This window comes from Cobetia sp. 1CM21F, assembly GCF_023161745.1.
Lineage (GTDB): Bacteria > Pseudomonadota > Gammaproteobacteria > Pseudomonadales > Halomonadaceae > Cobetia > Cobetia amphilecti.
In genome coordinates, this window is the sequence record NZ_JALNTQ010000002.1 from 1,075,303 (window position 1) to 1,087,853 (window position 12,551).

Annotated in this window: 12 protein-coding genes and 1 tRNA gene; 8 read left to right on the forward strand and 5 right to left on the reverse strand. The window is 64.4% G+C overall.

Translation table 11 applies throughout. The features are described from left to right. Positions 1-114 precede the first annotated feature (114 nt). The gene (locus MSG32_RS10280; RefSeq protein WP_248379370.1) at positions 115-726 is read right to left on the reverse strand and encodes a ComF family protein; all 612 of its coding nucleotides are present in this window, start codon (positions 724-726) and stop codon (positions 115-117) included. 420 nt (positions 727-1,146) lie between these two features. Here MSG32_RS10280 and bioB point away from each other — a divergent pair, with 420 nt between their 5' ends. The 6 genes from bioB (at position 1,147) to MSG32_RS10310 (ending at position 6,407) form a co-directional block, all read left to right on the forward strand. Further along, positions 1,147-2,325, forward strand: a complete 1,179-nt coding sequence (gene bioB / locus MSG32_RS10285) for a biotin synthase BioB (RefSeq protein WP_248379372.1) — start codon at positions 1,147-1,149, stop codon at positions 2,323-2,325. A 183-nt stretch (positions 2,326-2,508) separates the two neighbouring features. Continuing rightward, a complete protein-coding gene (locus MSG32_RS10290) occupies positions 2,509-3,693 on the forward strand; it encodes an 8-amino-7-oxononanoate synthase (RefSeq protein ID WP_248379700.1) in 1,185 nt (394 codons plus the stop codon). Beyond that, entirely contained in the window at positions 3,690-4,520 is an 831-nt protein-coding gene (locus tag MSG32_RS10295) for a hypothetical protein (protein WP_248379374.1), read from the forward strand. The genes MSG32_RS10290 and MSG32_RS10295 overlap by 4 nt, the downstream gene beginning before the upstream one ends. 19 nt (positions 4,521-4,539) lie before the next feature. Continuing rightward, positions 4,540-5,376, forward strand: coding sequence for a methyltransferase domain-containing protein (locus tag MSG32_RS10300; RefSeq protein WP_348983979.1), 837 nt, complete (start codon positions 4,540-4,542; stop codon positions 5,374-5,376). A 58-nt stretch (positions 5,377-5,434) separates the two neighbouring features. Next, entirely contained in the window at positions 5,435-6,223 is a 789-nt protein-coding gene (gene bioD / locus MSG32_RS10305) for a dethiobiotin synthase (RefSeq protein ID WP_248379378.1), read from the forward strand. 99 nt (positions 6,224-6,322) lie between these two features. Continuing rightward, a tRNA-Leu gene (locus MSG32_RS10310) sits at positions 6,323-6,407 on the forward strand. A gap of 256 nt (positions 6,408-6,663) precedes the next feature. Here MSG32_RS10310 and MSG32_RS10315 read toward each other — a convergent pair. Both MSG32_RS10315 and MSG32_RS10320 read right to left on the reverse strand, forming a co-directional pair. Further along, complete coding sequence (locus MSG32_RS10315; RefSeq protein WP_248379386.1) at positions 6,664-7,035, reverse strand: hypothetical protein; 372 nt, start codon at positions 7,033-7,035, stop codon at positions 6,664-6,666. Positions 7,036-7,169: 134 nt separating this feature from the next. Beyond that, on the reverse strand, positions 7,170-7,556 hold the full coding sequence (locus tag MSG32_RS10320) for a YnfA family protein (RefSeq protein WP_248379388.1): 387 nt from the start codon (positions 7,554-7,556) through the stop codon (positions 7,170-7,172). A gap of 171 nt (positions 7,557-7,727) precedes the next feature. On the opposite strand from MSG32_RS10320, the gene MSG32_RS10325 reads away from it, so the two are divergent. Together MSG32_RS10325 and MSG32_RS10330 are read left to right on the forward strand one after the other, a co-directional pair. Next, positions 7,728-8,180, forward strand: a complete 453-nt coding sequence (locus MSG32_RS10325; RefSeq protein WP_248379391.1) for a hypothetical protein — start codon at positions 7,728-7,730, stop codon at positions 8,178-8,180. Positions 8,181-8,401: 221 nt separating this feature from the next. Continuing rightward, the gene (locus MSG32_RS10330) at positions 8,402-8,947 is read left to right on the forward strand and encodes an Mpo1-like protein (RefSeq protein ID WP_248379393.1); all 546 of its coding nucleotides are present in this window, start codon (positions 8,402-8,404) and stop codon (positions 8,945-8,947) included. A gap of 141 nt (positions 8,948-9,088) precedes the next feature. On the opposite strand, the gene MSG32_RS10335 is transcribed toward MSG32_RS10330, so the two are convergent. Both MSG32_RS10335 and cobA read right to left on the reverse strand, forming a co-directional pair. Continuing rightward, positions 9,089-10,918, reverse strand: coding sequence for an acyl-CoA dehydrogenase C-terminal domain-containing protein (locus MSG32_RS10335; protein WP_248379396.1), 1,830 nt, complete (start codon positions 10,916-10,918; stop codon positions 9,089-9,091). Between the two features lie 322 nt (positions 10,919-11,240). Next, complete coding sequence (gene cobA / locus MSG32_RS10340; protein ID WP_348983972.1) at positions 11,241-12,446, reverse strand: uroporphyrinogen-III C-methyltransferase; 1,206 nt, start codon at positions 12,444-12,446, stop codon at positions 11,241-11,243. Between the last annotated feature and the right edge of the window lie 105 nt (positions 12,447-12,551).

A 12,551-nucleotide genomic window follows, 5' to 3' on the forward strand; every position in this document is an offset into this window, starting at 1 on the left:
CACGCCAGTCTTCTCCCTGATTGACCCCGCCTGCCCGCTGAGTTCAACGCCCGTTTCGAGGCCCAGCCCCGGCGGCATGTGTCGGGCAGCTCTACTTCGTGTCGCGTTTGCGGGTCACAGCGCCCCGCGCAAGGCCAGGGGAGTCCGCGCCAGCACGCAGGCATCGACCTCACGGGCACCGGCTCGCAGGCAGGCCTGAGCAAGACTGTCGAGCGTCGCACCGCTGGTCATGACGTCATCGATCAGCAGCACGTGCTCGGGCAAGAGGCCGTCAATGTCATAACGCCCACGCTGGGCCTTCAGACGCCCGCGCCTATCCCGCAGGCGCTGATCCGGCGCTGCCCTGACTACCGCGACTGACGCCTCGTGCGGCATGCGCCTGCCGCGCACCCGCGCCATATCCCGCTGATGGCCAGCAATGGCGGGGCTCAGCCCGCGACACAGTTCCGCCAGCGCATCATGGCCGCGCTGGCGACGACGATAGGCATCTGCCGGTACCAGCAATACTGCGCCGTGAGGATGCGCCTGGCGCCACTCGCGGCAGAAGTGCGCCAGCTCCCGCTGCATGAGTTGACGCAACAGTCGCCCGGCGCGGCGCTGATGCTGGTCCTTGTAGCGCTGGAACAGCCCCGCCAGCAACCCTTCATAACGCAGCGGCGCAAAGCAGCGTGCAAAGGCGGGCGGTGACGACAGGCACCGCGCACAGGCCTGCCGACTCAATGCCAATGAGGCGACAGGCTCAGCACAACGCGGACAGGCATGCTGATTGCGCGCGATTCTCGCCTCGCAGGCGTCGCACCACTCGCGGCGCGATGACAGCTCTCGCTCATGACGCGAGCGAGTCGCTAGAGAGGAAAATGAATGGGGAGGTGAAACTGAAGCGCTCTGCCGTTCGGTCGCGCCGGGCATGGCTGTCGTCAGCTGACGCTGACAGAAGGCGCAGGGTCGCGACAGCTGCCAGTGGTCAACCAGCAGAGTTCTCATCGTTGACAGCGCCCGCGGAAACTCTATCATCTCAGTTAACCTGACCTTACTCAATGCGTTGACTGGCCACTTGCCAGCTCGGCTGCCGACTCCCGGACTCACTCACGGATGAACGGCTCAGCGCGCTCTCGCTCTGCCCGCCTGATGAAGGACCTCAAGCTCATGACCGTAGAAGCCTCCCGCGTGACCACACAAGCCACGAATATCCCTGCGCCTGCCGATGACTGCGTGGTACGCCATGACTGGAGCGTCGCGGAAATCGAGGCGCTGTTCGCCCTGCCCTTCAATGACCTGCTGTTCCGTGCCCAGCAGGTGCACCGCCAGCACTTCGACCCGAATGCGGTACAGGTCTCCACCCTGCTGTCAATCAAGACCGGCGCCTGCCCGGAAGACTGCAAGTACTGCCCGCAGTCCGGCCACTACAACACCGGCCTTGGCAAGGAAAAGCTGATGGAGATCGAGAAGGTGGTCGAGCAGGCACGTGCCGCCAAGGACGCCGGCGCCAGCCGCTTCTGCATGGGCGCGGCCTGGAAGAGCCCGCGTGAGCGCGACCTCGAAGTGGTCACCGAGATGGTGCGTCAGGTGAAGTCGCTGGGACTCGAGACCTGCATGACGCTGGGCATGGTCGATACCGACCAGGCCAGGAAGCTCGCGGATGCCGGCCTCGACTACTACAACCACAATCTGGACACCTCACCGGAGTACTACGGCGAGATCATCACCACGCGCAGCTACAGCGAGCGCCTGGACACCCTGGCCAGCGTGCGCGAAGCCGGCATGAAGGTGTGCTCCGGCGGCATCCTCGGCATGGGCGAGACCACCACCGACCGTGCCGGTCTGCTGCGTCAGCTGGCCAATCTGGAGCCGCAGCCGGAATCGGTGCCGATCAACATGCTGGTCAAGGTGGCGGGCACGCCGCTGGAGAATGTCGATGACCTCGATCCCATCGAGTTCATCCGCGCCATCGCCGTGGCGCGCATCATGATGCCAAAGAGTCACGTGCGCCTGTCCGCCGGCCGCGAGCAGATGGACGACTCCACCCAGGCACTGGCCTTCCTCGCCGGCGCCAACTCCATCTTCTATGGCGAGCGTCTGCTGACCACCGGCAACCCGCAGGCCAACCGTGACCGCGAGCTGTTCGAGCGTCTCGGCCTGCACCCGGAGACCCGCCAGGAAGTCGCCAGCGACGAAGTGCGCGAAGCCGCCCTGAAGGCCGCCATGGAAGAACAGGCACGCGCCAATGTCGAGGGCAGCCTGTTCTATGACGCGACGCGCGAGGCCACGCCCGCCAGCAGCGAAGGTCAGGTGCGCGAACGCAAGCCCTGCGGCCTGGTGGTGTGATCGCTCGTGGCCACCGACACGCCCGCCAGCGCGCGCTTCAGCCCTCAGTCCAGCGCCAGCTTCACGCATCTGGAGGACCTGCTCACTCAGCGTGAGCAGGCCGGCCGTTATCGCCGGCGCCTGACGCTGGATTCGCCACAGGGCCCCCACGTCAACCTCGCCGGGCAGGCAGCCGGTGCAGGAATGCGCCCGCTGCTCAACTTCACCGCCAACGACTATCTGGGGCTGGCCAACCACCCGGCACTGGTCGAAGCTGGCTGTCGCGCGGCGCGTGAATTCGGTGTCGGCAGCGGCAGCGCTCACCTGGTCAATGGCCACCAGCGCGCTCACCACCAGCTGGAGGCTCGCCTGGCCGAGCTGACCGGGCGGCCACGCGCGTTGCTGTTCTCCACCGGCTTCATGGCCAATCTGGGCGTGATCGATGCGCTGGCGAGCGCCTCGCGCGAGGCCGGTCGCAGCCTCGAGATCTTCCATGATCGCCTCAATCACGCCAGCCTCCTCGATGGCGCGCGCCTGGCATCCTCCGGCACCACTGCCGTACGCTCGCGTCGCTTCCACCATCGCGATCTTGAAGACCTCGAGCGCCAGCTGGCGCGCTCCCGGGCCGACGACACGCTGGTGATCAGCGATGGCGTGTTCAGCATGGATGGCGACTGCGCCGATATCGCGGGCCTGAGCCAGGCCTGCGCCCGGCACGGCGCCTGGCTGATGATCGACGATGCCCACGGACTGGGCGTGCTGGGCGAGCATGGCGAAGGACTGGTCGGGCGCGATACCCCGCTGGCTGACGTGCCGGTATTGGTCGGCACCCTGGGCAAGGCGCTCGGCAGCAGCGGCGCCTTCGTCGCCGGCAGCGATGCGCTGATCGAGAGCCTGATCCAGCTGGCGCGCCCCTACATCTACACCACCGCGCAACCGCCGCATGTCGCCGCCGCTACCCTGGCAGCGCTGGAAATCGTCGCACGCGAGCCGCAGCGCCGTGAGCAGTTACAGGCCCGCGTGCAGCAGTTCCGTGAGGGTTGTACGCATCTGCTGGCGGGCAGTGGGCTCGCGCTTGGGCTGACGCCAGCCGACACGAACATTTCACCCTCCGCCCCGCTGACCCCGATTCAGCCGCTGATTCTGGGCAACGAGGCGCGGGCCTTGGCCTGGAGCACGGCACTGCGCGAGCGTGGCGTACTGGTCTCGGCCATCCGCCCGCCCACTGTGCCCGCCGGCAGCTCGCGCCTGCGCTTCACCTTCTCCGCCGAGCACACTGCCGAGGATATCGCGGCACTGCTCGACGCTCTCGAAGCGGTACTGGCAGCGGAAAAGGCCCAGCCCCGCTCGGCTTCCCCAACCATCAGCCCAGAAGGAGTCACGCCATGACGCTGACTCGTTTGGTGCTGTTCAGCGGCTGGGGTATCGATGCGCGCATCTGGCAGCCCTTGATCACCAGCCTGCATGCACGCCTCGTTCACGTCACTGAGACGGATGAGCAGGCAGATAAGCAGGCAGCTGACGAGGCAAGGAGTCGCCCGCTGGAGATCATCGCACCTGACTGGCCAGAAGAAGGCCCGCAAGCCGATTTACGGACAGGCTCAGAACCGACTGTCTCGCAAGCTTCTTCACTGGGCGGCGCCGATACCCTGTGGCTGGGCTGGTCGCTGGGTGCCCTGCGGGCCGAGGCGCTGGCGAAGGAGCAGGCGCCGGCCGCCCTTGTCTCGCTGGCCATGGGGCCAAGCTTCATCGACCAGGCCGCAGCTGAGCAGATGATTCCCGCTCTGGCACCTGAGGTGCTGGAGGACTTCCGCGCAGCCTTCGCGCGCAACCCTGCCGCCAGCTGGCAACACTTTCTGCGCTGGCAGGCCAGCGGTGAGGCCTCTGCGCGTGACTGCCTCAGGCAGCTGCGCGAACTGATCGGTCGTCACCCCGTCAGTCGCGAAGCGGTGCTGGCGACAGGACTGGCGGAACTGGCCAGCCGCCAGATGTCACTGGCGCCTCAATCAGAGTTACCGCTCGAGTTCTGGCTCGGCAAGCTGGACCCGCTACTGGCGCCGGGCCTGAGTGCGGCGCTGCGCGCGCAGGGCCAGGTGGTTGCCGAATTCGAGGGTGGCCACTGCCTGCCATTGAGCGCGACCGAGGCGCTTGCCGATGCCCTGCTCGCGCGCATGGGCCTCGCCACCCACGTCACGCACATCAGCGAGGAGGCCTGAGATGTCGATAGCCGTCAGCGTGCCGCCTGCAGAGCTTGCAACACCCCCGCTCACGCCTGCCACGAGCCGTCAGCAAGTTGCCCGCGCCTTTGATCGCGGCGCTGCCGACTACCTCATGCTGGCGCAGGCGCAGCACGCCATGGCGGCCACCCTGTTCGCCTCGCTCCCTGAGCGGCTGCCGGCCGATGCCCGTGTGCTCGATCTCGGTTGTGGGCCCGGACATTGGACCCTCGAACTGGCGCAGCGCTACTCTGGGGCTTGCTGCATGGGGCTGGATCTCTCACTTGAGATGCTGCGTGAAGCCGCACGCCAGACGAGCGAGCTTGCGAGTGGCAGCCCTGAGCGCCTGAACTGGCTGCGCGCCGATGCCGAGCGCCTGCCACTGGCCGATGCGAGTCTGGACCTGGTGTTCTCGAGCCTGGCCGTGCAATGGTGCGTTAGCCCTCGGCAATGGCTCGCCGAACTGTCACGCACCTTGAAACCCGGCGCTCGAGCGCACATCAACACCCTGGGGCCCGGCACCCTCAAGGAAGTACGCCATGCCTGGCAGCGCGCGGATGATTCCGTGCGTCACTTCCCCAGCGCCGCCCATCTTGCACGCCATGCAGAAGCCGCCGGATTGCGCTGCCACTGGCAGTTACGCCCGCGGATATTTCACTATCCCGATATCGCCGCGGTCATGGCCTCGATCAAGGGCATCGGGGCACAGACCGCCACTGGCCGGCGTCTGACACGTGCCGAGGTGCAGCAGGCCAAGGCGCGACATGAAACGTTGCGTACCGCGAAGGGATTGCCTGTAAGCTATCAAGTCATTGAACTTGTGCTCGAAAAACCGTTCAGAATTGCGTACGGATAACACTGATACTTTGCTTGAAGGCAATTACCTGCCTCGCTCGGATACAATGAAAACTGATATGAAAACCGCGGACAGCTCGTCACGGGACACTGCTACACCTGCGCGAGCCGAACATGGCATCGCCGCCTTCGTGACCGGTACCGATACCGAAATCGGCAAGACCTTCATCGCCAGTGCCCTGCTGGCGCGTGCTCGCCTGCGCGGCCTGACCACGCTGGGCCTCAAGCCCGTGGCCTCTGACTGCTTCGAGAATCACGATGGTCTGGTCAACGCCGACGCCCTGTCATTGCAGGCGCAGTGCGAACCGGAAGCGGAGTATGAAAGCATCAATCCCTGGCGCTTCGCGCCGGCCATCGCGCCGCACATTGCCGCGCGTCAGGTGGGTGTCAGTCTCGAGGTGGCGAAGATCGCGGCGCATGTGCGGGGCCAGCAGACGAGTGCACCGCGCGACCTGCTGCTGGTGGAAGGCGCTGGCGGCTGGCGGGTACCGCTGAATGACGATGAGGATTTCTCGGACCTGGCCATCGAGCTGGGCTTGCCGGTGATTCTGGTCGTCGGGCTGCGCCTGGGCTGCATCAATCATGCGCGCTTGACGCTTGAGGCCATCGAACGCGATGGGCTGGAGATCGCCGGCTACGTCATCAACCATCTGGAAGCGGATATCGAGGTGAGCGAAGACAACATGGCAACCTTGTCACGCACGCTGCGAGCCCCCTGCCTGGGGGTCGTGCCGTGGATGTGCGATGAAGATCTCTCCAATACACGCCACGCCGCCGAGCGCGCCGCCAGCTATCTGCAACTGCCCTGCGGGCTGGAATCACGTAGCGTGCATGTCGTACAGGAGTGAGGCGCTGAAGGCACAGCGCAAGGCGGGGAATTTCAGGGGATAATCGACACAAGCGATTGACTTGAAAGGCATCACAGGTAAAATGCAGCCCTGCTTCTCGCGGAAGTGGTGGAATTGGTAGACACGCCAGATTTAGGTTCTGGTGCCGCAAGGTGTGGGGGTTCGAGTCCCCCCTTCCGCACCATCAGCAAGCCTTTGCTGATGCTCCTCAGCTGCCTCGCGCAGTCAGCAAGTCCTCCCGCTTTTGTCTGTCGTGCATGCGTCGTGTCATCTGATGCCTTCTGCACCCATCATCATTATCAGTGCCTACCCGTCGGTTGCTATACCCGTTTCACGCCCGCTCTCTGCGTTACTCTGCTTTGCAAACAACCTGCTTTGCGATCCCTTGCTTTGCGCTCCCGGTCGATCTGCGGTGCGGCATTCGCGCGTCTGGACGAACCTCAGCGTCGTCTTAGGCTGTCCTGCAGATTGGCCAGGCTGACACGCGCCTGATCCAGCAACAGCTGGCGCTCTTCACGGTCATGATGCGCGGCATGCGCCGCGGCGAGCTGCAGGTTCACGTATTCGATTCCGCTGGTGAAGCGATAGAACTCGCGACGCGAGGCCACCTGGCGAAAGGCGTCGAGCAGCGAGGGATCAAGTGCCAGCCGCTCACCACGCGCAACGCCTGGCTCCGCCTCCACCAATGCCGATAGCAGTGGATGCACGGCCTGATTCCATTCCTCTTTGCGCGGCCGCCAGCGACCGAGCCAGAAGCCGATGAAACCGCCGATGCCAAGGCCGCCCAGCCCCCATAACCATTCCCACTGCATGCTGGTGCCTCATTGCGTCAGATCGAATCCCGAGGGTCATTGCCTCATCCTGGCGCAGTATACCCAACAATGAGCGCCCTCATGCTCAACGCCCGACATATTTAATAAAATACTAATAAACAAGACATTTGCGCTCATTGCGAACGGGCGCCCAGCACGATGATGGCGCTGCCCGCCAGGCAGACCAGTGTCCCCAGCAGGTCCCAGCGACTGGGCAACTGCTGCTCGACCAGCCACAGCCAGGCCACTGACGCGGCGATATAGACACCGCCATAGACGGCAAAGGCGCGCCCGGCGTGACTGACGTCGACCAGTGAAAGCAGCCAGGCGAACAGCGCCAGACTGAGCATGCCGGGAATCAGCCAGCCGGGGCTGCGCTCCAGTTTCCACCAGGCCCAGAAACTGAAGCAGCCGGCGATCTCGGCGAGCGCCGCCAGCGGATATATCCAGAGAAACGACATCGATGAGTCTCGCGTGAGATTGGCAGCCCTGGGTGACAGCGCCATGAAAGTTGTCGGCATCAGACGACTCCCGCACCCCGTCAAAAGCCGCTAGGATTAATTAGCGGACAATCCATGGACAATCACGGCCGATGGATTCCCTGTCCGTCTCTCCGTATTGACCAAGCCAGGATTGGCGCCGTCTTGCTGCGCATGATATCGCGCAGTGACTCGATAACAAGGAACCCCACGATGACTCGGCAACGACTGATCATCAACCGCCTGGACGCTGACCGCCTCCAGCGCCTGATCGACGCTCAGCAACACGATGATGAGCTGTCGCTTCGCCTCGAAAGCCGCCTGATCCAGGCAGAGATCGTGCCCCCCGATGACTTCCCCGAAGACCGCGTCAGCATGCGAAGTCGCCTGCTCCTCAAGGGGTCGCGCTCCGGCGATAGCGAGCTGACACTGCACTACCCTACCCCGGAGGATGGTGAGTGCATGTCGCTGCGCAGCCACCTGCCGCAACCCGAAGAGCAAGAGACCTCACTGGCGCTGTGCATCATGTCGCCACTGGGCATCGCGCTGCTGGGAATGGCGGTCGGCGAGCAGATCACGCTGCCCCGGGAAGATGGCCAGAGTGACGTCATCCGTCTGGAAGCCATCCTGCATCAGCCGGAAGCCTGCGGTCAGTTTCACCTCTGAAGGGCCAGGGCCACTTGATTCACGCCTGAAAAGTGCCGGGTTCGTCAGTCAGCCCTGTGCTGACATAGGCTGTCCGCGCGGCAATACGCTACGCTGACAGGAGCCAGCAGGGTTGCCGGACCCTGCTGGCTCACGCCATTGCTCCTTGACATAACACGCCATCGATCCCGCTGCGCACCTGCGCATGCGGGCATTTTCAATGTCTGTCTGGAGAATGCCTCATGGGTATATTATCGCACCCTCATGTCAAGACAGCCGCTCACCGGCGCCTGCATGAAGCTCTCGAGCACTACGCGGCCAGTCATCAGCATCGTGAAAACATCCGCATGCATCTTGTCTGCGTGCCGGTCATCTTCACTGCCAGCTTGATCCTGCTGTGGAGACTGCTCGGGGGGCAGGGGCTATCGAGTGAACCGGGGCTGGGTGTGTGGATGCTGCCCGGTGGCGTGGTCACCCTGGCGGTCCTGGCCGTCTATGCGCGCTTCTCCCTCAGGGTACTTGGCGTGATGGCCGTCTGGGCCCTGGCAAGCCTGGCGCTGATGTTCGTGATGCTCGGGCTCAACTGGCCGGTGACACCGATGATGCTGGCAGCCTTCGTGGTCGCCTGGATCGGTCAGGTCGTCGGCCATCGGATCGAGGGCTGCAAACCGGCCTTCCTCGATGACCTGCGTCAGCTGCTGATCGGCCCGCTGTTCGTGCTGGTCGAGCTGTTCCCCGCCATGCGTGACTGGCTGCTGAAGCAGGATGAGCCGACCGAGCGGTCATGAGCGGGCCTGTAAGCATGCAAGCTTGCCGACACGGCCCGATGGACAGGAACTCAGACAACACACAAAAAAGCCCAGTGACCTGACACGGTCGCTGGGCTTTTCATATGGCGCTACTGCGGTCACGGTGTCTTGTGGCTTGCGTCATTGCTCCGGCGCGAAATCCTCGAGACTGAAGGCCATCAATGGCGCTGCGCCAGCACTGATCTGGGCTTCCAGAGCGACGGCGCGCGGCAGCACGCGTGCCATGAAGTACTCCCCGAGCGCCAGCTTGCGGCGATAGAAGGCCTCACCGCTGGCACCTGCTTGCGCCAGTCCATGCGCCGCAGCACGCGCCATGCGCAGCCACAGATAGCTGTAGACACACAGCCCTGCCAGATTGAGGTAGTCACAGGCCGCCGCGCCCAGCTCTTCCGGGTTGTCATCGGCGCGGGCCAGCAACTGCTCCGACACTCGCTCCAGGCGCTCAAGCTCCGTCTTGCAGGCCTCGGCGAACGGGCGGGTCTGGGCGTCGTCGGCCTGACGCTCAAGCTCGGCTCGCACCAGGGCGGCAAAGCTCGCCACATGGGCACCACGGTTGCGGTAGAGCTTGCGCCCGACCAGATCCATCGCCTGAATGCCGTTGGTGCCTTCGTAGATCATCGCGATGCGTGCATCGCGCACGTACTGCTCGGCGCCCCACTCCACGCAGTAGCCATTGCCACCATAGAGCTGCTGCGCCATGACGGTGGCATCGAAGCCACGGTCGGTCAGCAGCGCCTTGGCGATCGGCGTCATGAATTGCACCAGCGCATCCGCGTCGGCCTTCACCGCGTCATCGGCGTGATATTTGACGCGGTCCAGCTGCTGGCCCACGAAGACGGCAAAGGCCCGCCCGGTCTCGTTCCAGACGCGCACCTCAAGCGCCATGCGGCGCACGTCAGGATGCACCAGAATCGGGTCGGCCGGCTTGTCAGGCGCCTTGGCCCCAGTCGGTGCCCGGCTCTGCAGACGCTCGGCGGCGAAGTCCATCGCGCTCTGATAGGCCACCTCGCCCAGCCCCAGCCCCTGCAGGCCGATGGAGAGACGCTCGTAGTTCATCATGGTGAACATCGCCGCCAGCCCCTGATGCGGCTCGCCGATCAGCACGCCTTCGGCACCGTCGAAGTTCATCACGCAGGTCGCGCTGCCCTTGATGCCCATCTTGTGCTCGATGGAGCCACAGCTGACCGCATTCGGCGTCGTCGGCTGGCCGTCGGCATCGAGCAAATGCCTGGAGACCAGAAACAGCGAGATGCCACGCGTGCCCGGCGGCGCATCCGGCAGCTTGGCGAGTACCAGATGCACGATGTTGTCGACCATGTCGTGCTCGCCGCCGGTGATCCAGATCTTGGTGCCGGTGAGACGATAGCGCGGCAGTCCCAGCAGCGGGTCATCGCCCTCGAGGGGTTCGGCACGGGTGCGGATCAGGCCGAGATCCGTGCCGCAATGCGGCTCGGTCAGACACATGGTGCCCAGCCAGTCGCCGGCATACATGCGCGGCAGAAACACCTGCTTGACGGACTCCGGCGCATGGCTATCCACCGCCAGACAGGCGCCGGCATTCAGTGCCGGATAGAGCGCGAAACTGGTATTGGTGGCGTAGAGCATCTCTTCAAACGCCACGGTGAGCATCTTGGGCATGCCCTGGCCACCGTATTCAGGATTGCCGCCCAGCCCCATCCAGCCGCCTTCGGCGAGCACCCGATAGGCCTCCTTGAAGCCCTTGGGTGTCGTGACGTGGCCATTCTCGAAACGCGCGCCCTCGGCGTCACCACTCAGGTTGAGCGGCAGCAGCTCGGCCTGGGTCACGCGCGCACCTTCCTCGAGAATCGCCTCGGCCAGCTCGACATTCACCTCTTCGGTGGCTGCCATGCCCGCCCATTCCTGCTCGGCGGCGAACACCTCATCGAGAATGAAGCGTGCATCCTTGAGTGGCGCCTGATACTTGGCCATATCACTGTCCTCACTGACTCATGTGCTTAGGGCTTTCGCGAAAGACTTGCCTCTCACCCCGTGATGAACGACGGGCTTCGCTCAGCAGAATTCAAACGATTGCTTGAAACAATAGGCGCAATCAGATGCCACGTCATCTCGACCTTGGCCCAAGAGCCACCCAGCCATGCGCCAGCACGGTGATCAGGCCCGCAATGCCAAGCCTGCAATGACCAGTCCCGCGATCACCAGTCCAACAACGCAAGACGCCGCCCCGGGGTTACCGAGGCGGCGTCTTGTCACTGCTCATGTCGCTGCTTTTAGCGCTTTCGCTACGGTCGCTCTAGACCGATACCACATTGGCCAGCGGCGTCGGATGCTTGCCATCTTCCCATCCCAGGCTGCTGTTGGCATTCGGCGAGAACCACTTGAGCGAATCGTGCAGCTTGACCACATCCCCGACGATGATCAGCGTCGGCGGCTTGAGGCCCTGACCGGCGATCTGCGCCGGCATGTCCGCCAGCGTTGCCACATGCACACGCTGACGCGCGGTAGTGCCCTGCTCGACCAGCGCGATCGGCGTGGTCGCCGCCAGTCCATTGGCGATCAACTGCTCGCAGATCAGCCCCAGGCTGCCGAGCCCCATATAGAAGACCAGCGTCTGGGCCGGACGCGCCAGCGCCTCCCAATCCAGGTCACAGCTGCCATCCTTCAAGTGGCCGGTGACGAAGCGCACCGACTGGGCGTGGTCGCGATGAGTCAGCGGAATACCCGCGTAAGCCGCGCAACCGGAAGCCGCCGTGATGCCCGGCACCACCTCGAAGCTGATGCCGGCGCCAGCCAGGGTCTCGAGCTCTTCCCCGCCGCGTCCGAAGATGAAGGCGTCACCGCCCTTCAAGCGCACCACGCGATGCCCGGCGCGGGCGTAATCCACCAGCGCCTGATTGATGCCTTCCTGCGGCACGCTGTGATCGCTGCGCGCCTTGCCGACATACAGGCGACGCGCCTCCGGATTGGCCAGCGCCAGAATCTCGTGACTGACCAGGCGATCATGAATGATGACATCGGCCTGCTGCAGATGGCGCAGCGCCTTGAGCGTCAGCAGCTCCGGATCGCCCGGCCCCGCGCTGACCAACGCCACCTGGCCATGCGTGCCCGTGAAGCGGTCCTCCTCCTTCACGGGCAATACCAACTCGCCTGCCACCAGGCGCGGCGGCAGGCGCACGCTGGAGTCCCGGGGGTGGCTCGGCGCGAACACCATCACGTGCTGCTCGCGCGCATGACGCAGGATGCCGCGATCGCGCCCTTCGCTGCCGGTGGCGACCAGCCATAGCTGGCCGGGGGCCGGCACGGGCAACAGGGTATCGGCAACCTCCCAACCTTCACGACCACACAGGGTCTCCAGCATCGGCATGCGGGCATCGCCGTAGACACACAGGTCTGCACCGAGGCCGGCAAAACGCTCGGCCAGCGCGACAGCCTCCTGGCCGCCACCGATCAGGCACAGCTGGAGTCGTGAGGGGTCACAGGAGAGATTGAGAAATTCCATGGGGCACATCCACAAACGCGGCGAGGCTGGGGAGCAGCCTTCGATGGGTCGCATTTTAGAGCATAAGAACCACTCTCTAAAATAACCAATAAGAATAACAACCCT

Coding starts and splice junctions, on each gene's coding strand:
- bioD (WP_248379378.1), top strand. CDS start 5,435: ATGAAAACCGCGGACAGCTCGTCACGGGACACTGCTACACCTGCGCGA.
- MSG32_RS10325 (WP_248379391.1), top strand. CDS start 7,728: ATGACTCGGCAACGACTGATCATCAACCGCCTGGACGCTGACCGCCTC.
- cobA (WP_348983972.1), bottom strand. CDS start 12,446: ATGGAATTTCTCAATCTCTCCTGTGACCCCTCACGACTCCAGCTGTGC.
- MSG32_RS10295 (WP_248379374.1), top strand. CDS start 3,690: ATGACGCTGACTCGTTTGGTGCTGTTCAGCGGCTGGGGTATCGATGCG.
- MSG32_RS10290 (WP_248379700.1), top strand. CDS start 2,509: ATGCGCCCGCTGCTCAACTTCACCGCCAACGACTATCTGGGGCTGGCC.
- MSG32_RS10330 (WP_248379393.1), top strand. CDS start 8,402: ATGGGTATATTATCGCACCCTCATGTCAAGACAGCCGCTCACCGGCGC.
- MSG32_RS10320 (WP_248379388.1), bottom strand. CDS start 7,556: ATGCCGACAACTTTCATGGCGCTGTCACCCAGGGCTGCCAATCTCACG.
- MSG32_RS10315 (WP_248379386.1), bottom strand. CDS start 7,035: ATGCAGTGGGAATGGTTATGGGGGCTGGGCGGCCTTGGCATCGGCGGT.
- MSG32_RS10335 (WP_248379396.1), bottom strand. CDS start 10,918: ATGGCCAAGTATCAGGCGCCACTCAAGGATGCACGCTTCATTCTCGAT.
- bioB (WP_248379372.1), top strand. CDS start 1,147: ATGACCGTAGAAGCCTCCCGCGTGACCACACAAGCCACGAATATCCCT.